The 24,189-nt window shown below is 46.1% G+C and carries 21 protein-coding genes; 2 read left to right on the top strand and 19 right to left on the bottom strand.

What is annotated here, in order from left to right; translation table 11 throughout:
• Positions 1-20: 20 nt before the first annotated feature.
• On the bottom strand, positions 21-2,666 hold the full coding sequence (locus V7O64_RS04045; RefSeq protein WP_407356747.1) for a cation-translocating P-type ATPase: 2,646 nt from the start codon (positions 2,664-2,666) through the stop codon (positions 21-23).
• 339 nt (positions 2,667-3,005) lie between these two features.
• On the opposite strand from V7O64_RS04045, the gene V7O64_RS04040 reads away from it, so the two are divergent.
• Positions 3,006-4,421, top strand: coding sequence for a sodium/glutamate symporter (locus tag V7O64_RS04040; RefSeq protein ID WP_407356746.1), 1,416 nt, complete (start codon positions 3,006-3,008; stop codon positions 4,419-4,421).
• A gap of 33 nt (positions 4,422-4,454) precedes the next feature.
• On the opposite strand, the gene V7O64_RS04035 is transcribed toward V7O64_RS04040, so the two are convergent.
• The 3 genes from V7O64_RS04035 to V7O64_RS04025 are packed head-to-tail and all read right to left on the bottom strand — an operon-like array spanning position 4,455 to position 6,269.
• On the bottom strand, positions 4,455-4,856 hold the full coding sequence (locus V7O64_RS04035) for a P-II family nitrogen regulator (protein WP_407356745.1): 402 nt from the start codon (positions 4,854-4,856) through the stop codon (positions 4,455-4,457).
• Positions 4,849-5,583, bottom strand: a complete 735-nt coding sequence (locus V7O64_RS04030) for a DUF1538 domain-containing protein (protein ID WP_407356744.1) — start codon at positions 5,581-5,583, stop codon at positions 4,849-4,851. Before V7O64_RS04030 ends, V7O64_RS04035 begins: the two co-directional genes overlap by 8 nt.
• Entirely contained in the window at positions 5,580-6,269 is a 690-nt protein-coding gene (locus tag V7O64_RS04025; RefSeq protein WP_407356743.1) for a DUF1538 domain-containing protein, read from the bottom strand. The genes V7O64_RS04030 and V7O64_RS04025 overlap by 4 nt, the downstream gene beginning before the upstream one ends.
• 272 nt (positions 6,270-6,541) lie before the next feature.
• Here V7O64_RS04025 and V7O64_RS04020 point away from each other — a divergent pair, with 272 nt between their 5' ends.
• Entirely contained in the window at positions 6,542-6,766 is a 225-nt protein-coding gene (locus V7O64_RS04020) for a DUF2892 domain-containing protein (RefSeq protein WP_407356742.1), read from the top strand.
• 71 nt (positions 6,767-6,837) lie between these two features.
• Here V7O64_RS04020 and V7O64_RS04015 read toward each other — a convergent pair whose 3' ends face one another.
• From V7O64_RS04015 to V7O64_RS03945, 15 genes are all read right to left on the bottom strand, one after another.
• Entirely contained in the window at positions 6,838-7,206 is a 369-nt protein-coding gene (locus V7O64_RS04015) for a DUF2149 domain-containing protein (RefSeq protein ID WP_407356741.1), read from the bottom strand.
• A complete protein-coding gene (locus V7O64_RS04010; protein ID WP_407356740.1) occupies positions 7,203-7,826 on the bottom strand; it encodes a MotA/TolQ/ExbB proton channel family protein in 624 nt (207 codons plus the stop codon). The genes V7O64_RS04015 and V7O64_RS04010 overlap by 4 nt, the downstream gene beginning before the upstream one ends.
• 105 nt (positions 7,827-7,931) lie before the next feature.
• Positions 7,932-8,399, bottom strand: a complete 468-nt coding sequence (locus tag V7O64_RS04005; RefSeq protein ID WP_407356739.1) for a CARDB domain-containing protein — start codon at positions 8,397-8,399, stop codon at positions 7,932-7,934.
• 361 nt (positions 8,400-8,760) lie between these two features.
• Positions 8,761-11,361: an S-layer protein domain-containing protein gene (locus V7O64_RS04000; protein ID WP_407356738.1), complete on the bottom strand. Its 2,601-nt coding sequence runs from the start codon at positions 11,359-11,361 to the stop codon at positions 8,761-8,763.
• Positions 11,362-11,593: 232 nt separating this feature from the next.
• The gene (locus tag V7O64_RS03995) at positions 11,594-11,806 is read right to left on the bottom strand and encodes a winged helix-turn-helix domain-containing protein (protein WP_407356737.1); all 213 of its coding nucleotides are present in this window, start codon (positions 11,804-11,806) and stop codon (positions 11,594-11,596) included.
• Positions 11,807-11,816: 10 nt separating this feature from the next.
• Entirely contained in the window at positions 11,817-12,983 is a 1,167-nt protein-coding gene (locus V7O64_RS03990; RefSeq protein ID WP_407356736.1) for a glycosyltransferase family 4 protein, read from the bottom strand.
• Between the two features lie 143 nt (positions 12,984-13,126).
• Complete coding sequence (locus V7O64_RS03985) at positions 13,127-15,082, bottom strand: amylo-alpha-1,6-glucosidase (RefSeq protein WP_407356735.1); 1,956 nt, start codon at positions 15,080-15,082, stop codon at positions 13,127-13,129.
• A gap of 43 nt (positions 15,083-15,125) precedes the next feature.
• On the bottom strand, positions 15,126-17,087 hold the full coding sequence (locus V7O64_RS03980; protein WP_407356734.1) for a glycoside hydrolase family 15 protein: 1,962 nt from the start codon (positions 17,085-17,087) through the stop codon (positions 15,126-15,128).
• A complete protein-coding gene (locus tag V7O64_RS03975; RefSeq protein ID WP_407356733.1) occupies positions 17,084-17,893 on the bottom strand; it encodes a V4R domain-containing protein in 810 nt (269 codons plus the stop codon). The genes V7O64_RS03980 and V7O64_RS03975 overlap by 4 nt, the downstream gene beginning before the upstream one ends.
• A gap of 40 nt (positions 17,894-17,933) precedes the next feature.
• Positions 17,934-19,130, bottom strand: coding sequence for a glycoside hydrolase family 57 protein (locus tag V7O64_RS03970; protein ID WP_407356732.1), 1,197 nt, complete (start codon positions 19,128-19,130; stop codon positions 17,934-17,936).
• Positions 19,127-20,260, bottom strand: a complete 1,134-nt coding sequence (locus V7O64_RS03965) for an alpha-amylase (RefSeq protein ID WP_407356731.1) — start codon at positions 20,258-20,260, stop codon at positions 19,127-19,129. Before V7O64_RS03965 ends, V7O64_RS03970 begins: the two co-directional genes overlap by 4 nt.
• The gene (locus V7O64_RS03960; protein ID WP_407356730.1) at positions 20,257-21,144 is read right to left on the bottom strand and encodes a mechanosensitive ion channel family protein; all 888 of its coding nucleotides are present in this window, start codon (positions 21,142-21,144) and stop codon (positions 20,257-20,259) included. Before V7O64_RS03960 ends, V7O64_RS03965 begins: the two co-directional genes overlap by 4 nt.
• Complete coding sequence (locus tag V7O64_RS03955; RefSeq protein WP_407356729.1) at positions 21,141-21,854, bottom strand: DUF432 domain-containing protein; 714 nt, start codon at positions 21,852-21,854, stop codon at positions 21,141-21,143. Before V7O64_RS03955 ends, V7O64_RS03960 begins: the two co-directional genes overlap by 4 nt.
• Before the next feature lie 24 nt (positions 21,855-21,878).
• The gene (gene corA, locus V7O64_RS03950) at positions 21,879-22,952 is read right to left on the bottom strand and encodes a magnesium/cobalt transporter CorA (protein WP_407356728.1); all 1,074 of its coding nucleotides are present in this window, start codon (positions 22,950-22,952) and stop codon (positions 21,879-21,881) included.
• A 53-nt stretch (positions 22,953-23,005) separates the two neighbouring features.
• On the bottom strand, positions 23,006-24,172 hold the full coding sequence (locus tag V7O64_RS03945; RefSeq protein WP_407356727.1) for a glycosyltransferase family 4 protein: 1,167 nt from the start codon (positions 24,170-24,172) through the stop codon (positions 23,006-23,008).
• Positions 24,173-24,189 lie beyond the last annotated feature (17 nt).

The following is a 24,189-nucleotide window of genomic DNA, read 5'->3' as shown; positions in this document are numbered from 1 at the left end:
AATTTTTTCAAGCTGACAGATCATGAGAAATACCCTTTCTTATGCAGGTATTTCTCGATCTCTATCAGGAAGAACACCGAGCTGGAAACAAGTACTATCATCAGCCAGTCCGCTGCCTCGATGGGGGCGGTGGAAAAGATAGAGTTTATTGCGGGTACATAGGTTATCATCATTTGCAGCGCTATGACAATGGCTATACCCAGCAGCATTATCCTGTTTGACAGTATGTCCCTGAACACATATTCGTACATTGACTTGGAGTTGAACAGGTAGAATATCTGGAAGAACACTATGGTGTTCAGGGCAATGGTACGTGCAGCATCCAGACTGCCTCCGTTTTCCAGTTTCATGAAGAAGTTGAGATATGCACCTGCAACAATGAGCAGCGAGACGAATATCACTCTTCTTTTGATGAGGGGGGTCAGTATCGGCTCTTTTGGAGGCCGTGGCGGCCTTTTCAGTATGCCCCTTTCCTTTGGCTCCATGGTTATGGGAACACCAAGGCCAATGGCGGTGACCGTATTAAGCCACAGTATCTGCAGGGGCACCAGGGGCAGCGTCATTCCAAGGATCACGGCGAACACAATTGAGAGTGCCTGTCCTCCGTTTGTGGGCAGTGTCCATATCAGGATCTTCTGTATCTTGCTGTAGACATCCCTGCCCTCCTCGATTGCCGCCACGATCGAGGAGAAATTATCATCTGCCAGCACCATATTGGAAGCCTCTTTTGCAACCTCGGTACCGGTAATTCCCATGGAAATGCCGATATCTGCGGTCTTCAGGGCAGGGGCATCATTGATACCGTCTCCAGTCACAGCTACAACCTCACCCATCTCCTTGAGAAGCTTTACAACTCGCAGCTTGTCCTCAGGAGAGGTCCTTGCAAACACAGATACCTTTCCAAGAAGCTCTTTGAGGTGCCCATCGGACATTTCCTCAATATCCTTTCCTGCAAGTGCACCTTCAGTTTCGATTCCTATCTTTGTGGCTATGGCATAAGCTGTCTTCAGGTGGTCCCCTGTTATCATTATTACCCGGATGCCTGCTGTCTTGCAGTTTCTGATAGCTTCCGTGACCCCTTCCCTGGGGGGGTCCATCATGCCCTGCAGGCCGGTGAACACCAGGTCCTTTATATCCTCCGCCTCTATCCTTTCCACATCTGCAGCCACTTCCCTGTATGCCATACCCAGTACTCTGAGGGCATTGGAAGCCATCTGTTCAGCAGCATGACTGACACTTTCCGGATCCAGTGGTCCTGTTTCCTGTCCGTTAAACTGGGATATGCACATGCTCAGGATCTTTTCAGGGGAGCCCTTTACATAAATGATCTTTGAGCCATCCTCTTTTTCATGCAGGGTTGCCATGAACCTTTCTTCCGGTTCGAAGGGTACGATATCCTTCCTGGGAAGATAGAATTTTCCGGCTTTCATACCCGAGATCAGGAGAGCTCCTTCTGTGGGATCACCGTCTATATTATCAACGCCCCTGAATGAAGCATCATTACACAGCACTCCTGCCCGGAGGGTTTCCACAAGGGCTTTATCCTCCAGGGGGTCAGCTTTTGCTCCCTCCAGCAGGAAGTCACCTTCAGGAACGTAACCCGAGCCTGTGATCTCATACAATTTACCTGCTGCATAGGCCTGGGTCACTGTCATCTGGTTCCTTGTAAGAGTACCGGTCTTATCAGTGCATATTACAGTGGCACTTCCAAGTGTCTCCACAGCAGGCACCGTGCGGATGATGGTATTCCTTGCAGCCATCCTGTTAACTCCGATAGCCATGGAGATAGTTATGACCGCAGGCAAGCCTTCGGGAATTGCAGCAACAGCAAGGCTTACGGAAGCCATGAAGATCTCAACGGTCTCAAATCCCCTGAACAGGCCAACGACAAATGTCAGGGCAGCTATGATAAGGATGACCACAGACAGTATTACGCTCATATGTGCCATCTTACGCAAAAGGGGTGTGGACATCTCCTTACTTTCCCTGATGAATTCGGATATCCGGCCTATCTGGGTCTTATTTCCTGTGGCCACCACAACACCTCTTCCCTGTCCCTGGTTTATCAGGGTTCCTGCAAAGCATACGTTCTTCTGATCAGCAAAAGCCATACAGCCCGTGTCAATGGTATCCGCTTTCTTTTCCACAGGCACGGATTCACCTGTCAGTATGGATTCATCGGCTCTCAGGTTCTTGGTATAGAACAGTCTCATGTCGGCAGGCACCCTGTCCCCGGCCTCCAGCAGCACCACATCACCGGCAACCAGCTCCCTGCTTGGAAGCACGGAGCTTACACCACTTCTTATTACTCTTGCTTCCGGTACAAGCAGCTTTGACAGTGACTCAAGTGCATTCTGCGCCTTTCCTTCCTGTATGAAACCTATTATTGCGTTTGCAAGAACCACCAACAGGATAACGACAGTATCCACATAGTGGTCCAGGAAGAAGATTATAACAGCTGCTGCGATAAGCAGGTATATCAAGGGGCTTGCAAACTGTTTCAGGAAACGGTACACTGGTCCATGCTCCTGTTTGGCGGATACTTCATTGTATCCGTCCCTTGCAAGTCTTAGTTCTGCCTCATCCTGGCTCAGGCCATCAGGATGACTGTTGAGTAAAGTAAAAACATCCTCTGAAGGGATGCCACACCACTGCTCCTCCGCCATGAAAGAAAGAGATAGCTGAAATGATAAATAACTTATTATTGTCCTGTTTATTGTGAACTCTTGATCTGAATATTGTAGCTATTATGGCAACGCACAGATGATCCATGACATAGATCTGGATGATCGTTTTTATTCACAGGTAACTATTACAGATAACTATCAAAGGCAACTGTAAGTGTATCTATAACTGTAACTATAACTATAACTATAACTATAACTATAACTGTAAATGTGCAAAGTTATGGGGGTAAGGCAAAAAGGTATATATTGTTCCTGACAAAGCGGTACCGTTACTCTCTCATCTCTGTATGATCATTTTAGGCTAGGGGAATAGGTCAAATGTCTGCTTCCATGATAGGAATGAGTTTTCTTGTGCTTGGTATTGTCCTGCTTCTTGGGAAATGGATCAGGGTTATGTCCCCTCCGCTTCAAAGGCTCTTTATCCCAAGTTCGCTTATAGGAGGATTCCTGGCCCTGTTACTTGGTCCGGAACTTCTTGGTAACCTGGTTTCATGGGCAGGTTTTAATGGGTCTTTCCTGTCCGGAGGGCTGTTCCCGGCAGAGATGCTTGATGCATGGGCAACTCTTCCAGGACTCTTTATCAATATAATATTTGCCACGCTCTTCCTGGGAAAAAAGATACCTGGCATCCGTGACATATGGTTTCTTGCAGGTCCGCAGGTAGCTCACGGACAGACCATAGCATGGGGTCAGTATGTATTCGGGATACTGGTAACACTTCTCATACTGACACCATTCTTCGGGATGGATCCGATGGCAGGTGCCCTTATTGAGATATCCTTTGAAGGCGGACACGGTACTGCAGCCGGCATGGCAGCAACTTTTGAAGAGCTGGGGTTTTCAGATGCAGCGGATCTGGCGCTTGGTCTTGCCACAGTGGGCATCCTCTTTGGTGTCGTTTTTGGGATAGTGCTCCTGAATTACGGAGTAAGGACCGGCAAAACAAACGTATTGACAAATGCGGACCATATATCCCTTGATGAGAGATACCAGAGCGGTATAATAGATTTTGATTCCAGGGAGTCTGCCGGCAAGATCACCACAAGGCCTGAGTCTATCGAACCTCTTTCGCTCCATTTTGCATATGTAGGGGTTGCTATCGGAATAGGTTATCTTATCCTTCAGGTACTTATCTTTATAGAGGAGATCACATGGGGTCAAGCCACAGATGTATACCTGCTGGCCCACATCCCGCTCTTTCCCCTGGCAATGATAGGCGGCATCCTTCTCCAGCTTTTCCTTGACAGGTTTGACGTACACCAGACCCTGGACCGTGACCTTATGATGAGGATACAGGGATTGTCGCTGGATATATTGATCACCAGTGCAATAGCAACACTCTCATTGACCGTGATCGGGAATAACCTGATGCCTTTCCTTATCCTTGCAACTGTGGGTATTGTGTGGAACCTGGTGGCGTTCCTTTTCCTGGGCCCAAGGATGATGCCTTCCTACTGGTTTGAAAGGAGCATAGGCAATTTCGGACAATCCATGGGGATGACTGCAAGTGGCCTGCTTCTGATGAGGATCGCTGACCCGGGCAACAGATCACCGGCCCTTGAAGGTTTTGGCTATAAGCAACTACTCTTTGAACCTATCGTGGGAGGCGGGATCTTCACGGCTGCCTCCGTCCCTCTTATATTCTACTTTGGTCCGCTGCCTGTGCTCGTCCTTGCAGCAGTTATCATGCTCTTCTGGATCGGGCTTGGAATATTCTATTTCGGCCGGAAATAGAAGGAAAATGAATAAGGAAGAAATGGATTATTTTTAATGTTTCTCTTTTTCTGTTTCTTCTGATCCTTCCTCTTCTTCCATCATGTGGAGTTCACAGCGATTATCCTTGTCACATATTATTTGTGCAGTTCCGAAAACCTGTTTAACGGGTATTACAAAACCCAATCCCAGTCCTGGTTTGTGCAGTCCCACATCCTCACTGATAAGGTCCACTATAGCCTCAGCGTTTTCAGATTCTGCAAGGGTGAGCACAATTTCCTTTTCAGGCTCTATCAACATTCCAAGGAGGCTCTTGTTCTCATGGACACCGGTGCCACGTCCAAAGATGATGGTCCCGCCTTTTGCGCCTGCTTTACGGGATGCTTTAACAACGTTGTCACCCCATCCTTTCTTTACTATCGTTACTATCAGTGCCAGATTATTTTCATCATTCATTATTCTTCCTTCCTATATATCGCATGTATACTCCTAAGATCATTACAAATATTATGGGTGCCAGGGCTATCAATGCTATCATGCCGAAACCGTCGATAACAGGATCCCTGTTCCCATGTGAAGAAGCAACGCCAACAGCCACTGACATCAGGAAAGTGACAGCCATGGGCCCTGTGGCAACTCCTCCGGAATCAAAGGCGATTGCTATGAAGTCCTTATCGCTAAACCACATAAGTATCAGGGCTATCAGGTAGCCCGGTATTATTATGTACATAAAGGGAATCCCATAGACCAGCTTTGCCATTGCGATGCTAACAAATACGGCAACACCAAGGGATAATGTATATAGCATGAGCTTTGCCCGGATATACCCGCTGGATGACTTTTCTATCTGATAGCAAAATACCCTTACAGCGGGTTCTGCGTAGGTTGCAAGGAATCCAAGGAAAAAACCAATTGGTATCAATACCCATTGATGCCTGAACTTGCCGAAGAACTCTCCTATCCCGGTTCCCACAGGGAAAAAACCATTGTAAACCCCATAGAGGAACAGTACCATTCCTGCAGCTGTCATGGATATACCCAAACCGAGTTTTACAAGCTGTGAAGAAGGGAATTTAAGATACAATAACTGGAATATAATGAAAAACACTATCAATGGCAGCAAAGCTTCGAAGACCTCAAGAACGATGGTGATCAGGTCCTGACCATGTTCCACGCCGCTCAAGCAAGCACCCCCATCAGCATCACACTGATTATCGGTCCGATGGAGGCAAGCCCGATGAGTCCGAAACCTTCTGACAGTTCTGACTTATCACCCAGTACAGATACAATACCTATTCCCAGTGCCAGGATAACAGGTACTGTCATGGGTCCGGTGGTCACCCCCCCGGCATCATAGGCTATGGCAATATATTCGGGGTTTGTGAAAAAGGATAGAATTATGACTATGAGGTAGCCTGCAGTCAGCAGATACTTGATCGGAACACCGTAAACGATCCTGAGCATGGATACCGATACAAAGAAGCCCACACCAAAAGCAATGGACAGGATCAATGCGTTCCGGGAGATCCCATTATCTGATACTGAATCGATCATTGCGCTCAGTACCCTCACATCAGGTTCTGCAACTGTTGCCATGAATGAGAGCAAAAATGCAATGGCTACTATAAACAGCAAGGAATTGTGCTTGGGAAGTTCGGCACCAATGGATTCACCGATCGGCAGCATTCCCAGCTTGACACCCATGAGGAAAAGTACCATTCCTGCAATTACCAGCACAGCTCCTGTAATAAAGGACAGGAACATACCCGAATCCATGCCTATGGCAAACATTATCAGAAGAACCGCCCCTGTCAGGGGCAATACTGCCTGGACAACCTCCCTGAACGTTTCTTTAAAATCCTGTATCATGATATTCTCCCAATTCTTCTGACCTATTCTCCCTTGTTTACTATAGTAGATCTGTAGTGTAGATCTGTAGCAGATTTTAGCTTTACAGTTAATCAGATTAATACTACAAAATAGTTGCGAATAAATTTATAATTTTCTTCACAAAGTGATTTTTCACAAACGAATTTAGTTTTTCCAGGCACATGTTTTATGTGCCATTCACTCATAAATTCCATTGTTCCCGGAACAAAAGTACATGTTTTCTGTTCAGCAGGGACACGGAGTGATAATATATGGATATGAAAGAAATGTTCCTTCAGGAGAATGTCGGGGGTTTTGACCTGCTTTTAAGAGCATTTTTCGGTTCGCTGGCGATAACAGTCCTTGCACTGGACCTTGTTGGTCCCGGCATCTTGCGCTGGGTGCTCGCTATCATTGCTTTTGCAGGACTTTTCTCAGCAATCATGCGCCACTGTACGCCATACTCTCTGATAGGTTTCAGTACTGCGAAGAAATAAGGCTAATTCCAAGGCTATTGCCATTTTGAAAAAAGTAAGGCAGGATGGATATTTATAATTCCTGTCTTTGATCAGTTAATACTCTCATTCCCATCACTTTCAGGCACATACACAACCCTGCCATCAGCCAGTTTGTAAGCCGTACCCAGAGCCTCTCCGGTTCCGCCACCTATCTGGTCTGTCATGTTCAGTACCTCAATGGGTCTCCCCTCTTCCTTGATGATTATCTTCATGTCCGGCTGCCCAGGGTTCTTGATTATGGTCATGTCATCTGTGGGACTGAGCAGTTCAGGCAACTGGTATGACATGACAAGCGCCACAAGCAATGCCACCGAAAAGACCATGGCGATGTCAAAGAGATTGGCAACGCCTGTCAGGGGATTCTGTTCATCTTCGTTGTCAATGAGTCGCCTGCGATTGTATCTTGTCCTCTTTCTCATTCAACGACCTCCAGGCTGTCAAGGATATAATCGATATCAGCCATATCCTGCCAGTACCATCTCTTCCTCACCTGGGTGAGCACGTAGCCGATAGTTCCTGCGAACAGGCCTATGACTGTTGTAGCAAAGGCGATCATAAGATTATTTGCAAGCTGCACGATATCGCCCTGTGAAAGCCCGATAAGTGCAGGTCCCAGAGGAATAAGGGTCCCCATCAGTCCCAGTATCGGGGAGACCGTTGCGACTATCCTGGTCTGTTCCAGTCTCTTTGCCATCCTTATCTCGTAGTCCTGTGAGAGCCACCCGATGGCAGGGATCATGTTCTTTTCCACATGGACCGCTGCATCCTTTGCAAAACCCGTAACCAGGTAGTTCTGTTCTATATTCCGGAGTGATCCGGCTGCCATAGCGAAATCCTGCAAACGGATATGTTCTCTGACATCTTTGCAGGTCATTTCAAGATTTGCTGTATCCCTGTGTCTTTTTGCATATTCCGAGAGGAACTCACCTGTAAGCATAAGGGAAAAGACCACCAGGAGTATAAGAATGATCACCACGGGATAGAGCAATGAAGCTGAGAACGTGTATAGTATTGCAAATAAAGAAGCAGTTGCATCCATTTTCACTTACCTCTCATACGCTGGGCACACTCATCGGAAGTTTATCTTCTATATTAGATATAAATTACTTCAGTCTCTATATGTTCTTCTGACTTTAGCTCTACTTTAGCTCTTAGTTCTTTTCATGTACAAAAACAGGGTAATGGTCATAAAAGCGATCAATGTGAAGATAATGCCTGGTGCCGGGAGGGAATTATCTTCAATTTCCAGTTCTTCTAAAAAATAGCCGATCTGTATCGTATAGGTGCCTGCCTCTTCTTCAGAGATTATGAAAGTGACCGTTGTTTCCTCACCTGCCTCCAGTGACACGGATCTGGAGTCGGCAATCTCGCCATTGATAAGCAGCTGTACTTCTGTCTCTTCTGCGGAACCGTTAATGTTCCTTACATCAACCATGACCGTGACATCTTCCCCGGCATTTGCCACAACTGGCGTAACATTCATGTTGGAATATATGAACATTTGATCATGTGAATCCAGTAAACAGATATCACAGGCAAAGGAAGGACCGGGTATTATTAGAATGCTCATTGCAAAGAGAAGAGACAGAATGGATATGATCCCTTTTTTCATGTTTTTCACCGTTCATTTTGAACTTGTTTCATCGATAAAAGCACAATTACTGTATTTTGTCCAGATTAATTGTACTGGAATGGATGTATTCAGTATATTGAGGTAATATGGATCTAATATGGATATAATGGCTATGTAGAAATCCTTTCTTTATTAATGGACCACAGATAATTACGGATACATTTACCTCCTACGGAGTTGAGGTATCTGCGGCTCATAAATTATTGATAATAGGTTTTCTACAGACCGATATAATGCTATTTGAAAAATAACCTTAAATAAGTAGTACCTGCCGCAAAGGCAGGCACAAGGATACTTCAGTTCTGTACGATTCAATTGTCTGTATTCACCTCTGTTCTCCTCACTTTTTGCCTTCCTTCCTGCGGATAAGAAGGGCCATTGCCATCACAGCGATAACCGCAACAGCAATTCCAGGTGCCGGAAGAGCGCTCGTCTCCACTTCAAAGACAGCGGTGGAATCGCCAACCTGCACTTCATAGCTGCCCGCCTCATCCTGTGAGATGGTAAATGTTACCGTTGTTTCCTCTCCTGCATCAAGTGAGACGTTCTCAGATCCCGCAACAGTGCCGTTGATAAGCAGCTGCACGTCTGTCTGGCCTGCAGAAGTGCCTGTGTTCATCACATCCACTGTAACAGTGACATCTTCCCCGGTCCTGACAAGAAGCGGTGTGACCTGCAGATTGGAATATGAGAACTTCGCCTCAAGTGCAAGTACCTCCAGATTAAGCTCAGCCTCAAGGTAATCATCTGCAAAAGTGCTCAGTTTATGCATGCCCGGTTCTGTTACCGTGTATACCAGGGTTCCATCCGTATCAGTAGTTCCAATGAGGTTGTTATCATAGTATACCTGCACACCTTCAACCGGGTCCCCGCCGATGGCAGTTATCACAGAGATTGTAATGGTATCGCCTTCAATAGCCGTTTCCGGGGATACCTCGATGACAAGTTTCCTGCTGGCATCCTCTGGTGAGATCACCTCCACTCTCTTGCTTGCAGAGACAAAACCTTCCTTCTCTGCAGTTACCGTAAAGGTACCTGCACTCTGTGGTGTATAGGATACGGTACCGTCGGTTGCCGTCCTGCCTGCATTGTTATTACCGAACATCACAGCAGCATCGTCTACGGCTGCACCTCTGGATGTAACCTCTATTTCCACTGCCTCATTCTGTCTGATAACAGCAGGCATATCAATGGACAACGACTGCGAAGGCAGAGTGGATACCTGCACGAACGGATAGTAACGCACATCACCGGCGTCAGCGACCTTAAAAGAGATATCTCCCATGACATTGATGGTATTTCCTCTTGTCAGTGAGACAGAGTCCCTGTTCTCAAGGATTATCTCGTTTTGAGAGAAGCTTGAAACTTCCATCCTTCCAAACTGCTCACCAGCCTCTATCTCGATCACGTCCCCGGATATCTGGAAGATACCTTCAACGAAAACCGCATTGGTTTCAGTTCCCCTGAATATCTCATCAAAGTGTACCACTATGATAGGCACATCATCTGTTGAGCCTATATCCATCTCATAGACATAGTCATCATTGGCAGAAATGATGTCAGTGTCAATGTCATCACCATCTTTAACGAGGTTGACCATAACACTGTTACCGTTAAGGTCAACTTCAACAACATAGAGCTCATATCCTTCTTCAAGTATCAGGGAAGAGCCAGTGTAAAGGGACTTCTTGCTGTCATCATCGATCAGTACCTTTGAGAGCTGCCCGTTAGAAAGAAGACTTACATCATCTGTGAATTCATTGTCCGGGTAGCCTGCAAAGTACTTCTCTGCCATGAACCCTATCACCTGGAACTTGCCCCAGTCATCGCGCTCAAAACTGACATCTAGCGGCTCACTCCTGTACACAAGATCTCCCTGGCTGACAGATCTGCCACTCAGGTCTGTTATCTCAAGGGATTCAGTTCCCACACCTTCATCAATGTTGTAGTAGAACCCTTCGAAATTCAGTGGTGTCCAGATCAGTTCCTCATTTTCTGCAACCGTACCTCTTAGCTCATAGATGCCCGGTTGTGACATGTCCAGCACAGGCCCAAACCTCAGAGTGCTGTCATCTGCTACCACAAATTTCAGTTTGCCCATGATCGTAATGGTATTGCCTCTTCCAAGGCTGATGGAACCTGAATTCTCCATTGCTATCTCATCAAAGCTCAGGGATGTGACCTCCATCCTTCCAAAAGGATCACCACCCTGTACTTCTACGTAGTTCTCGGATATCTGGAATACACCTTCCACAAATACGGCATTGGTCTCCCTTCCCTGGAATATACTATCGATGTGTACGGCTATTATCGCTACATCCTCTGCACCGATCTCTGCCTCGTAGACGTAATCGTCATTAGAGGAGACAATATCTGTGTCAATTTCAGTACCGTCCTTTTCCAGGGTCACCATTACACTGTTACCATTCAGGTCAACTTCTACTATATTCAGTTCATATCCTTCTTCAAGTACAAGTGAAGATCCTGAATAAAGTGAAACTTTCTCATCATTGTCAAGCAGGACCTTTGTAAGTATGCCGTCAGATATGAGACTGACATCATCCGTAAATCCCGTATCGTCAGTATAAGCTGCAAAGTAGCGCTCAGCCATGAATCCTATCACCTGGTAGGAGCCCCAGTCCCCCTGCTCAAAGCTGGTGCTTATGGGTGATGTGGAATATTCAAGGTCTCCTTCTCCTATGCTCCTGTCAGTGTTGCTGTCCAGTTTAATTGTAAGTGTTTCCGAGCCTACACCTGAATCAAGATCGTAATAGAATCCTGAATAGCTCAGTGCAGTCCATGTATATTCAAGGGACATGTTCTCATTTGCGTCCCATATACGATTACCGGTACTATTGTTTGCAGCAATGGCAACGCCTGCAAGCATTACAACTACTGCTACTGCTAATATCGGCAGATAAACTATTCTCTTATTTTTCATACTATTCCCCCGGTATGTTTTTAATTCTGATCTATAAGCATACTATATATGTTAAGCAATGCTATATTAAATTTATCTCTCATTTGAAAAAATAGGAAACAGTAAGAAGGGAAGGGGTTGCAGCATGAACAGGTATGACAGTTATCTGATTGTCATAGCTTTTGTAAGCATCCCTTCAAAGAAGATCCTGGAAAAATAGTCAGTCAATAGATCAATAAGAGCTACTATGCCCTTATTTCAGTTTCAGTGACCAGGAGTTCTTATTCCTGTCTATGCATATCTTATCCTCTCTTGCAAGCCATCCGATTGCCATGAACACTACCTGTGAATCAAAACCGTTATCCTTAAGATGGTTCTTCAGGTTTGCCAGATTCGATTCCCCGTTTTCAAGCAGCCTGTATACGTAACCGGCCGCTTCACCTATGTTCAAACACATTTCATCCATATCTATCACTTCAGATTATCCTTTTGTAAACATTAACTGTTCTTGTGGCAATTGTGTTCCAGCTGAACTTCGTTCCCACAAGTTTTTTCCCATTGTTACCCATGACCGGTGTAATGGAATCCAGCCCGTCAAGGGCATAGTTGATTCCCCATGCAATGGATTCGGGTGTTTTGTAACTGATAAGTCCGTTCTGGAAGTTGTCAACTATATTGACAGCATCTGTTGCAATAACTGCCTTGCTCGCATCCCATGATTCAAGTACTACTATTCCGAAAGGCTCGTTCCTGCTTGGAACACATGTCATGTCACAGGCATTTGTCCAGTCCCTGAGGACCTCATCTGGTGAATATCCCAGGAAGTGACAGGACTGTCCTACATTAAGCTCATCTGCAAGATGCTGGCAGTATGGTCTCATCTCTCCTTCGCCTATGAATACAAAATGCGCACCCCAGTTACCATCCAGGACCCTTGGGATGGCTTTTACAAGAAGGTCCGGACCTTTCTGGTAATGCATCCTGCCTGTGAAGAGGATCACAGGGGCAAAGGGGTGGATACCATAGTCCTTCTTGACAGAACCGGGGTCTATATCCTTCTTTACCTTGCCAGGGGATATACCATTAGGTATCACCGATATCTTATAATCGGGAATGGAGTAGATATCCTGAACTTCCGTTTTGAATTTCTCCGAAGTGATTATCACCTCAGAGCTCTCATATCCGGCGAGCCATTCACGATGGGATATCTCAGATGCTGTGGGTGAGCTCAGATGAACATTCCCGTTGCGTCCCCATTCTGTACTATGGTAGGTCATCACATAGGGCAATCCGTGCTGATACTTTATCCTGTTGAGCACATTCACAGGATGCCAGTCATGCCCATGTATAACGTCAAACTTCCCAAAATCCTCAGATACCCGGACAAATCTTGAATACATGGCATCGCACATCTTATTCATCTGGGAGAGTATATCCCCGGACTCGTCAAAGTGACATCTCTGGTAGTGTACGCCGTTTATTTCATCGTAGTCCCTGTACCACCCGGCACGGGTGAATATATGGACCTCATGTCCTGCTTTAGCCAGCTGTTCTGATAACTCTGTCACATGGGGAGCCAGTCCGCCCACTTTTGCCGAATGAAGGCTCTCCCATGAGAACATTGCAATTCTCATAGATTCCATATTCCCACAACTTTATTATTAAATCCCAAATACTAAACCATATTTCAAATTCCCAAAATATTATTATAAAATGAATCTCAGCAATCTTAAAGATTGCGAATGGATATTTGGAGACATCCCGGGACATCCCCCGCACATCCGATCTATTCTGCAAGGATGTCCTCAGCATAGCAACGCATGATCTCGGCCACACTCCATGCCTGTGAAACGCAGCCGCCTGGCCTGTGTGGCATATCCCCGTCGAAAACCTCTGATATTGTTCCGATGCAGGCCTCATCCATATGTTCTTCTATCATATGCAGTAGTGACCTGAGTTTTTCTTTCAGCTCCGGCGTGTCCCTGCAGACCTTCCTGCAGGCCGTTACATAGGGACCAAGCAGCCAGGGCCACACAGTTCCATTATGGTAGGCACAGTCCCTTTCTTCAGGGTTCCCTGCATAGCTGCCTTTATACCTTTTGTCAAAAGGTGAAAGTGTTCTCAGTCCATAGGGTGTGAGCAGCTCTTCAGTGACCACATCAAAGATATTCTTCTCCATGTATGCTGAAAGCATGGTGTGTGGCAGGGAAACAGCAAGTATCTGGTTTGGCCGGACAGAACTGTCTTTCTCATAATCCATTACTTCCCCGGACCCTGGAATGCAATCGTAAAGACACTTCTTTTTTTCGTTCCAGAACAGCTCCCTGAAACTTTCCTTTACCAGTTTAGCATCTTTTCTCAAAGCCGAAACATCAATTCCGATACTTTCACCCATTTTCCCCGCATACATAAGTGCATTGTACCAGAGGGCATTGATCTCACATGCTTTTCCCTTCCTGGGAGTTACCTCCAGATCCCCTATTTTCGCGTCCATCCATGTAAGCTGTCCTGCGTGCTCTATCAGTCCGTCTTCATCCATTCTGATGGCATATGCGGTCCCTTTTCGATAATTTTCCAGTATACTTTCTATCGTAGGCCAGATAATTTTGATGAAACCGGTATCATCGGTGTAATCCATGTATCTTCCTGCAGCATGAACGAACCAGAGGGATGCGTCCACTGTGTTGTAGGCCGGTGAACCGGAGTCCTGCTCAGGGAACAGGTTTGGTATCAGCCCTTCTTTACAATGGGCTGCAAAAGTGGACAGGATCGACCTTGCATCATCATAGCGTCCGCTAACCAGTGTAAGTCCCGGTAAAGATATCATGGTATCCCTGCCCCAGTCCCCGAACCAGTGGTAACCGGCTATAACAGACTTCGATCCTGTGGACCGGCGGTCAACAATAAAAGAATCGCCGGCAAGCACCAGTTTTTTTAAGAACGGATCGTCTGCCATTCCTTTACCGGCAAGCCCTTCAAGACGTCTCTGTCCATTATCAAAAAGTTCCTGTATTCTTTTCCAGTCCCATTTCTCATCAGGTTCAGTACTTGCCACAATGAAACACGAGGCATCTCTCCCTTTTATCTCCAGGTCAAAGTGTCCCGGATTGAAATTGTCCTCCCTGTGAGGATATCCCCTTAAGAGCTCAGTGTCGTATTCAAAATTATAGTACCAGTGTTCGTCTGCCCGGTACCCCATGTCCGAATAAAGGCTGAAAGAACCATTTTCACATTCCAGTGAGATCTTCCCGGGCAGGACTTCCTGCATGAACGTCAGTTCATCTGACCGGGTCATATGGTGCACAGACCGGTTGTTCACAAGTGGCATTATCCTGAAAAATCCCTTTTTTCCGGATGGGTTGCTGATATGATATCTTGTCACGGTACTGTTTAGGCCATGGGGCATCATAATCTGCTTTTTAATTGTCATGCCACCCGCATTATACAGGAAGGTCGGAAAAGGTTCCATGTAAAAATCCGTAAGTATGTCGTTGCCACGGGGATATATGGCATCCGGGTATCTGTGTACTGCAAGCCTGAATGTCTCTTTTTGTGTAATGAGCTCCTCATCAAGGGATGATAGCAGGACTCTGCGCTCAACAGGGGGTTTTAGTGAAGCGATAAGCAGGCCATGGTACTTACGTGTATTCGCTCCGATGACCGTGGAGGATGCATAACCTCCAAGTCCATTGCTGAGTATCCATTCTCTGGCGATTGCTTTGCTGTAGTCAGAATGATCCATGATAATTCCTCTTGGTTTGGATGCCTGCTGCCTGGCTCATATGTTATTCCGGGCTGAGACTCTTCTGGAGCTTATCCAGCAGCAATACATTATCAAGCATCAGGGCACAACTCCAGCTCAGGGGGATGGCCCATGCAGGCTTGCCGGTGTATTTGTTGACCTGTTCGGGCAGCATTCCTGCACCGGTACTTCCCTTTAGTGACCACCGGATGTATTTGAGGGCATTGTTGGTCAGTGTGCCCAGTTCTTCTTCCTCTTCTTTACCACAGCAGGTCACTGCAAGCTCAAGCAAAGCCTTTGAGAGCCACAACGTTGTGACTATCCATGGATTTCCTTCGATGTAATTGTCATCGATATATCTTTTTATTCCGAAGTGCTCATTCACAGGTACCCGGAGATGTTTTTCTATATTCCCGATCATGGAGGTGATCATTTCCCGCTCTTTTTTATTCCGGGCTGAGAGCATGCTGAAAGGGACAAATGTGCCAATAATGCTTGCATCTATGGTACGGTCGATCTCTCCATATCTTATCCCCCTGGCAAAATAACCTTCATCAAGCCATAATCTCTCAATGGTAGTGTTCTTGATCAATTCAGCCCTTTCTGTCCATCTGTCTGCAAGTTCCTTCTCGTTATAGTCCCGGGCCATATTGGCAGCTCCTTTCAGCCCTGCATATATGGCAGCGTTGGTATAGGTGAATATCCCGGCATGGGTCTCCCAGAGGCACAGGCAGGGATCGTGCAGGCCATTGACGGTTCTTTTCATGAGGTATTCCGCACCGCACAGTACTGTGGACCACATATTATCACGGAAATCAACTTTAAAGGCTTGTTCCAGTGTCCGGTAGAAACGATCCATTGCAAAGAGGGTGCTTCCGGTTTCATCGATCTGTGTTGAAAAACTGAAATTCCCCCATGAGGGTGCGGTGCCCCCGTCAAGCCAGTAACGCTGGAACCACGATCCGTCCGGAAGCTGTGTACCTTTGCACCATTTGAAGAAACGTTCACAATATTCAGGATAACCTGCCTCCATCAGGGAAGTGACTATCTCCGCACAGTCCCTGTTCCAGCAGTATCCGTAACCTCCACTCATCTCAAACTCATGGTCAAATTCCGGTGCTGCGACAAATGACCCCTTATTAGGGTCATTGAGTATGCTCAATGCCAGCAGGGAACGGTTAAACCCCTTTACAAGATCCTGCCTGAAACTTTCAAAACCAGGATAACCAGGCAATTCAAGGAGTGTTTTTCTTGAGAGCCATTTTATCCATTTTTCCTGGGTCTCGTTATAGATATTCTCCACTGCCTCGCTCTGTACCTTACGCATTGTCCTGTAAAGTTCCTGTCTTCCCGGGGCTGCACCGATAAGCACCGTGATCTCGGCGGGCCTTGCAACATCAATGTCCAGTTCCCACCCTAAGGCGCAGTTAAGGTTGCCTATGTCCTCGTTGTTCCTCTGGAGCCCTCCATCTTCCATGTCATATTTGGCATTTGTCCACCAGATCGTGTCCATGGCCTTTCCCACCTGCCATTCCTCGAACCTGGGGGTTGAACTGATACCAATATAGTAGTCCTTCCAGTACTGGCCAAGCAATCCGGAGTCATGATCACAGAATGCCGAGTTCTTTTTCTTCATTTCCCCTACCTGCAGGCTGGAGTAGTAGAAGAACTTTCCATGAAATCGTCTTTTAGAACTTATCCTGTACCTGCGTACAAGTACCGGCAGGACCGGATGAACGAAATCCAGGATGTTCATTGTAAGTCCCTGGTGATGGACAAGCTCTGTGCTCACTATATTTGTGTTCTCTATGTATCTCTGGTCTGCAACCCATTCCCGGGCATTTGACCATATGAGCCCCTTTCCGTCATACAGGCATGCCTGGGACTCTTCCACATGCTGTGCAATATCCCTCCCGGGATAGTAATAACCGAATATCTCTCCTTTTTTGCCAACGGTAACGAGCAAACGGTCATTGCCAAGAATAGCGTTGGGCTGTCGTATCAATTTGATTCTCCCCTGAGTATGTGCTCTATATTCACTCCTGCGGGAACTGGGGATACAACATGTTCACAAAAGCCATCACCCATGCTCTTGCATCTTTTTTCCCGGACCTGTACTGTTCTTCCCAGAGACTGTGAGATGTATCCTGCAAGGAAACCGCTTATATATCCGCACACAGGTACATCGCTCTGCCCGTATTCTTCAGCAATGAACGAATCATTGACCTGCACGGTCCCTCTGAGGTTGGCGGTGTCCATGTCGTAGTCAAGGATACCCCAGCCTGCAGCCATCAGGAGTTCTTTCAGCAATTCAAGGAAGTTACTCTCGTTCACTTCTGTCAGTTCCCTGAGATATCTCACCGCACCTGACCCGTTCTTAAGCCCCATCATGGTGAACAATCCTTCGGATTGCGGTACATTCTCATAGACAATGTTCAGGATGTTCACAAATGTCTTTGCCCTGATTATGACAGCCCTTTCCCCAAGCAGATGCAATGGGAAGTCTACTGACTGGATGACCCTGTTCTTTGAGAATCCCCATTCCAGCTCAAGCACCACATCCATATTTCCAAGCTCATCCGCTATGCCCTGGATATCCCTGCCTTTCTCAGCTTCTGTGAACATGACGTACTTGCCTCTTAACGGGTCTTCCGAGCAGTCAAGGTATGCAAACCTTATATCAAGTCCCTTCTCTGCAAAAAATGATGTTATATCAGCTTCCGAATGCACTGTGTTCTCGTATGTGAGCCTGAACCAGACAACCTCTGCTTCTTTATCCACCCTGGAGAACATATAGAGATCTCTTACCATACATACACTCCGGGTTAAGAATATGATACCGGCCAATATATTATTCTGTCCCCGCCAGGTCCCTGAATACGCGGGCTTTGAAATCATTGAGTGCTGCCATGAAGTTTACGGCTGCATCGTAGGGGCTGCTATGTATACTGAAGTATGAGTGCACATCCCCGTCACCAAGCCACTTTGTGCTCATGTAGTAGTAGTGGTCCGATGTGAGCATATGTTTCCATATGCGAAGGAGCTCTGCATCCTCTGTTCTTTTGACATAGCTCTCAAGGATCTTCATTTCTTCAAAACACCGCCTTTGCATGTCATTACCAAGCCAGGCACTGGTGTCCCTTTCTATGTCCGCCCAGGATATGGTGGAGAAATCACCCACATCTATCTCACCTGCCGGTGAATATGTGTCAATGGTCTGTGACGCTGTCAAAAAGCGCATTCCTCTGTCCGTTACCTCACCCGGCAGTGCCCGGAGGAAATCAAAGATACCAGTGTCTTTCCACTGGTGCTCTCCGAAGGTCTCGTAATCCATGAAGATGTTCAGGGTCTCTCCCGGATTTCTGGAGGCCCAGTCCGCCCACTTGGCAGCAGTAAGCGGGTATTCTTCCCACCACCGGGATGAGAAACGATATCCAATGTCGTCGCTTAATTTATAATTACGAAGCAGGACCGCTATATCAGAACCTTTTGCCCTGTATACATGATCAGGGGACCTGCCGTCCAGTATGCGTTCTATTCCCTCTGCAAGTATCGCACGGTATCCCATACTTCCTGCAATGTCTGCAATGCTGTTATTATACAGCATCTCGGTGTTCCTGAATACACGGGGAGTGACACCCAGCAGTCCGGATATGAGATCCTTGTGCTTCTTTACCTGGTCAATGAACTCTTCCTTTGATTCAAAGAGTGATGCAAGTGAATGGTAGCAGGTCTCATCTAAAAACTCCACGCAGCCTGTCTGTGCCAGATCCCGGAAAGAATCAAGTACATCCTCACCCCATTCACTGCACTGTTCAAGCAATGTGCCCGTGACAGACATGCTTGCCCTGAAATCACCGTCTGTCCTGTCTATGATTTCAAGCATGGTCCTGTTTGCAGGAAGGTAGCACTTTTTTGCAACCTTACAGAATATCTCCCTGTTGACCTTTTCATCAAAATAGCGTTCAAAACCCTGTTTTTCATCCGGCCAGAACCATCTGAGCCTGTATGGCTGGTGAACTTCAAAGAAAAGGCAGATGGAATTCATTTTCTGGCCTCCGATATTATCGCACGTTCGATATCTGATAGTATGGAAAGATCATTTACGGCTTTTTCATATCCAAGGCGTCTTTCCTCTGAGTTCATTTCCAGGAATATCTCACTCTGCTGCAGATAACGGTAAATTCTTTGCATCTCTCTTTTTTTAACAGGGTCTTCTATCCTTTTAAGCTGCTTGCCTATATCCACCAGTTCGTGCATGAAAAGGTGTTGTGCATGGTTGCCCAGCAGGTTGTGCATTCCGTAACGTGCCGTCATCTTTGAATCCAGTGAAGGTAAACCGTTCTCTTTGAATATTTCCACAGCTTCCTCAGGTAAAAGCATCTTTATGTTGTGTTTTTCCAGACAAAGTGGTATATCCCTCAAAAATCCAAGTATCTCCTTATCCTTCTCCAGATGAGTGTTTATGGCATCATATTTTATGTAAAGTGTTATTACATCCCCTTTCATGCTTGCTATCCATGATGCGAACTTGTCAGCTATCAGGGGATATCCGGGCCAGCCCTTGCTTGAGAATCTGATCTCCAGGTCTTCACTCAGGTTTATATGGCGCAGGAGTGTAGGGACTGCATTGCTGTAGACATACATGGGGTCATAGCCGTTCATTATATTATGGGAACCTTCTGATATGAAACACTTGAATCCCAGTTTTTTAAGCATTTTGATTGTTCTTTGCTCATATAGGAGCTCTGTGTTCACAAATGTCCTTGTCTGATGCCCGAAAAGTTCCTCTATGGTCCTAACGTCCTTCTCAACCTGTTCCCTGAATTCTTCAAGGTCCGGAAAGAGCGAACATACAGAGTGATAGTAGGGTGAGGCAGCAAAAGAGGCACTTTCAGGGTCAAGCTTTTTGAAGCCATCAATTAGCTCAGGTGCCCATTTGCATTGCTCAAGGAACACACCGGAGATGTCAAAGGTATATTTACCTCCGTTATCAATGGACTTTGACAAGGTGTCGTTCAGGGTCTCAAGATTCCCTGCCAGTTTTGTGAAGCTGTGGAATGCTTTTTCCATATCGAAGTACTTTTCGATATGTACCTCGCCATATCCTTCCCGCGGCCAGTACCAGCGTACAGGCAGCGGCAGGTGGACTTCAAAACAAACACATACAGCTTTCATGATCGATCAGTTTCCAAATCCTTTATGCTCTCCATGCTATTTCCCATTTGGTCATGCGAGACCATCCTTGTATTAAGATCGCTGGCAAACCACACGGTCCTCTGTGGGAATGCTATTTCAATACCGTTATCTTCCAGTGTCTTTTTTATTATCCACAACAGTTTCATTTTAGTATCATACCATTCGGTGGCAGGAGCCCAGACCCTTACTATGATGTTAACTGCATTATCACCAAGTGTGTCCACAAAAACACTGGGAGCAGGATTGACCAGTGCATATGGCTGTTCTTCTATAAGGTCATTGATTATACTTATGGCTTTATCAGCATCGTCTTCATAACGGATACCCACAACATATTCAAACCTTCTTCCCAGGTTGGCCACATAGTTTGTGATGCTGGTCGTGAAAACCGTTTCATTTGGCAATCTCATATACAGACCGTCAAATGTACGGATTATCGTTGATATCAGATGTATGTCCTCAACGAACCCTATGTTGTTGTTTATGTTCACAGTATCCCCTATCTTTATAGGACGCTCAAGCATCAGGAACACGCCTGATATGAGATTACCTACAATGCTCTGGCTGGCAAAACCAAGGATTATACCCACAACCCCTCCGGCAACAAGCAGGCCGGATGTATCAATATCAAGCAGAGGGAAGATGAAGCCGGTTATCGCAACAACTATAATTCCGTAATATATTGCCTTGAGCAGTATATTGAGATGCTCTTTGTCCATCTTGTCCTTAAGGGAGCGCTGCAGATAGATTGTCATGGCCTTTCCTATCACAACTGCCAGGAACAATATGATGATGACCGTGATAACCTGCAGGAGGGGATCTGAAAGAGGAGGGGCGAATTTTGCTATCTCCGTGTAGTTCATAACCCAAACTCCATAATGCCTTTTGTTCCGGTGGGTATAAGCTTGCGGGAAGTATAGAGTTCCATCGATCTCCTGAACCGTGAGGTTGTGGGATATGTACTGAAATCGGTTTCTGCAAGCAGTTTATTGATTATTCTCATGGATGCTTTCATGGTAATTATCCTGTTACCATAGTAGATCTTCATTCCATAGGCATTGAAAACCGCTTTTGTGACCTCCATCATATGGCTGGAATCATTTATTATCTCCAGTTCAATATATCCTTCATGCAGTATATCAGTATCAGGGGCCTTTGTGAACACATCACTTTCCCAGTACTTGCATATGAGTCCCTTACTATGGCTTCCGTAGAGTGTGAACTTAACCCTGGAGAATGTGAATATATCGATTACCTCGTGGTTGCCTGCAGCGTCCATGACGAACACACCTATCTCTGCAGGGAATGTCAGGTATATGGTTTTCCTGTCTCCCGGTCTTATCATCACAGGACGCCTGAATTCTATAAGAAGGAATGAAGTGAGTTTTTTCGGAGTATTTACCGGTTCAATGGGATTTATGACTATGTCGCCATCATTATTCAGCAGCAGGAATTCTGTTTCCTCTTTTCCCTTTAAGAGGCGTTTGTAGATAAGGTCACTTCCATGTTTCTCAACAGTGATGAGTGTGTCCTTTATCTCTGTACTGAAAGGTGTGTGGTATATGTCATACATTTAGATCAGTTGTCCGTTCTCTTGTTACATCCAGTTCTTCCTGCGGAAATAAGCGTACATGGAAACAAAGATGAGTATGAATACAAACCATACAGCCGGGTATGCCAGTTCCCATGCAAGTTCCGGCATATATTCAAAATTCATCCCGTAGACACCTGCAACAAAGGTAAGGGGGATGAAGATTGTCGCTATGATAGTAAGGGTTTTCATAACTTCGTTCATCTTATTGCTTACGCTTGAAAGATATACATCCAGGATCCCGGAGAGTACATCCCTGAATGTTTCGATAGCATCCGCAACCTGGATCGTGTGGTCGTAGATGTCTTTAAGGAATGCGAATGTTGATTCTTTGATAAGGGACGATTCTGATCTTTGAAGTCCGCTTATGACCTCACGAAGGGGCCAGACGGATTTGCGCAGGTATATCATCTCTTTTTTCAGGTCATGGATGCTCTGCAGGGTTTCAGGAGACGGTTTCTCGATAAGTTGCTCTTCAAGGTCCTCTATTATCTCACCAAATCTTTCGATTATTATGAAATAGTTGTCAACTATGGAGTCAAGGAGTGCATATGCCAGGTAATCGGCACCCATAAGTCGTATCCGGCCTTTAGAGGTTCTGAGGCGTTCCCTGACAAAATTAAAAGTGTCACCTTCAACCTCCTGGAACGAAATGACGTAATTCTGACCCAGTATTATGCTGACCTGCTCTGCCTTCACATCTGTATCGTCCTCTGCAAACCATAACATTTTCAGGACTATATATATATAGGAATCGTAGTCCTCCATCTTAGGTCTCTGGTTTGTGTGGACTATATCCTCCATGACAAGGGGATGCAGGCCAAAGTGTTTACCCAGTTTTTCAATGATGTCCACCTGATGGATACCATCTATATTTATCCATGAGATCGTCGGGTAATCCTTGAAAGGAAAGCATTCCTCTATATTGTCGACCACTCTTTCCTGGAAATTATCCCTGTCATAATCTATTATGGTTATCTTCGGTTTTTCTGTTCTCTCCTCTCCCACGTGAACCAGGGATCCGGGTGAAAGACCTGCTTTCTTTGAAAACCGATTTGCAAATTTCCTGATAAATATCACCTCACGTGGTCTTTGATAACTAAACTCCCGCACATTATCCAGGTTTGTAATGCCTATGGGATCATACCCATATAGATATCCGCTGTCGTCTTAGCTATATTGTCCCAGTTATATCTGGTACCTATAAGTTCCTTGCCTGCTTTTCCAAGTTCACCGTCAGTATAGTTATCGAACACGTATCTGATACCCCATGCGATGGAGCCGGGTGCCTGGTAGACTATCACACCGTCCCTGAAGTTATCTATAAGGGATATGGCATCTGTGGCAACTATGTTCTTGCTCACGTCCCATGCTTCAAGCAGGATTATCCCAAAGGGTTCGTTCCGGCTTGGGACACAGATGAGGTTGCAGGCATTCATCCATTTCTTTTTGACCGATTCATCGGCATAACCCAAAAAGCGACAGCTTTCATGGACATGCAGCTCATGTGCGAGCCTTTCGCACTCTGGTCTCATCTCCCCTTCTCCTATAATGACGAATTTAACGTCCCACCGGTCTGCAAGTACTTCGGGAATGGCTCTTACCAAAAGGTCAGGACCTTTCTGGTAGTTCATCCTTCCCACAAAAAGGACCACCGGAGCATAAGGATGTATCCCGTATTCTTCTTTCACCTTACCAGGGTCCACTTCCATTATCAGTTTGTTCCCCTGGATGCCGTTTGGGACGATGGATATCTTTTCGTCCGGTATCTGATAAAGGTACTGTATCTCGTCCTTCAGTTTGGTGGAAGTGGCTATCACTCCGGCCGACTCGTATCCTCCTCTCCATTCCCGGTGGCTTATCTCCATGGCTTCCCACCAGGTGCCGTGCTGGTTGCCGTTCCTTCCCCATTCAGTGCTGTGATAGGTTATGAAAAAGGGAATGCCGTATTCTTCCTTGATCCTGCATACAAGGTTCACAGGATGCCAGTCATGTACGTGGGTCAGGTCAAAATCACCAAATTTGGCGATGGCCTCTACAAAAGCCGTATGCATGGAATCACACATGCTATCCATCTGCTGGACTATCCCCCCGTCAAGTGCATGGTATATACGGTGATAGTGCACTCCGTTAATGAGCTCGTAAGGTATCATATCCCGGTTCCGGGTGAATATGTGTATATCGTGTCCCATTGCAGCCAGGGCCTCTGACAGTTCTGTCACATGTGGTGCCAGCCCCCCCACCTTTACTGAATGAAGGCTCTCCCATGTGAACATGGCAATTCTCATTTGTTCTTTCATCGGATCACTTCGCACTA

The organism is Methanolobus sp. WCC5 (assembly GCF_045690325.1).
In the GTDB taxonomy this organism is placed as follows: Archaea; Halobacteriota; Methanosarcinia; order Methanosarcinales; family Methanosarcinaceae; genus Methanolobus.
The sequence above is the reverse complement of the archived record's forward strand: the minus strand, read 5'-3'. Positions and strand labels throughout refer to the sequence as shown.

Coding starts and splice junctions, on each gene's coding strand:
- V7O64_RS04045 (WP_407356747.1), bottom strand. CDS start 2,666: ATGGCGGAGGAGCAGTGGTGTGGCATCCCTTCAGAGGATGTTTTTACT.
- V7O64_RS04040 (WP_407356746.1), top strand. CDS start 3,006: ATGTCTGCTTCCATGATAGGAATGAGTTTTCTTGTGCTTGGTATTGTC.
- V7O64_RS04035 (WP_407356745.1), bottom strand. CDS start 4,856: ATGAATGATGAAAATAATCTGGCACTGATAGTAACGATAGTAAAGAAA.
- V7O64_RS04025 (WP_407356743.1), bottom strand. CDS start 6,269: ATGATACAGGATTTTAAAGAAACGTTCAGGGAGGTTGTCCAGGCAGTA.
- V7O64_RS04020 (WP_407356742.1), top strand. CDS start 6,542: ATGGATATGAAAGAAATGTTCCTTCAGGAGAATGTCGGGGGTTTTGAC.
- V7O64_RS04015 (WP_407356741.1), bottom strand. CDS start 7,206: ATGAGAAAGAGGACAAGATACAATCGCAGGCGACTCATTGACAACGAA.
- V7O64_RS04010 (WP_407356740.1), bottom strand. CDS start 7,826: ATGGATGCAACTGCTTCTTTATTTGCAATACTATACACGTTCTCAGCT.
- V7O64_RS04005 (WP_407356739.1), bottom strand. CDS start 8,399: ATGAAAAAAGGGATCATATCCATTCTGTCTCTTCTCTTTGCAATGAGC.
- V7O64_RS04000 (WP_407356738.1), bottom strand. CDS start 11,361: ATGAAAAATAAGAGAATAGTTTATCTGCCGATATTAGCAGTAGCAGTA.
- V7O64_RS03995 (WP_407356737.1), bottom strand. CDS start 11,806: ATGGATGAAATGTGTTTGAACATAGGTGAAGCGGCCGGTTACGTATAC.
- V7O64_RS03990 (WP_407356736.1), bottom strand. CDS start 12,983: ATGGAATCTATGAGAATTGCAATGTTCTCATGGGAGAGCCTTCATTCG.
- V7O64_RS03985 (WP_407356735.1), bottom strand. CDS start 15,082: ATGGATCATTCTGACTACAGCAAAGCAATCGCCAGAGAATGGATACTC.
- V7O64_RS03975 (WP_407356733.1), bottom strand. CDS start 17,893: ATGGTAAGAGATCTCTATATGTTCTCCAGGGTGGATAAAGAAGCAGAG.
- V7O64_RS03970 (WP_407356732.1), bottom strand. CDS start 19,130: ATGAATTCCATCTGCCTTTTCTTTGAAGTTCACCAGCCATACAGGCTC.
- V7O64_RS03965 (WP_407356731.1), bottom strand. CDS start 20,260: ATGAAAGCTGTATGTGTTTGTTTTGAAGTCCACCTGCCGCTGCCTGTA.
- V7O64_RS03960 (WP_407356730.1), bottom strand. CDS start 21,144: ATGAACTACACGGAGATAGCAAAATTCGCCCCTCCTCTTTCAGATCCC.
- V7O64_RS03955 (WP_407356729.1), bottom strand. CDS start 21,854: ATGTATGACATATACCACACACCTTTCAGTACAGAGATAAAGGACACA.
- V7O64_RS03945 (WP_407356727.1), bottom strand. CDS start 24,172: ATGAAAGAACAAATGAGAATTGCCATGTTCACATGGGAGAGCCTTCAT.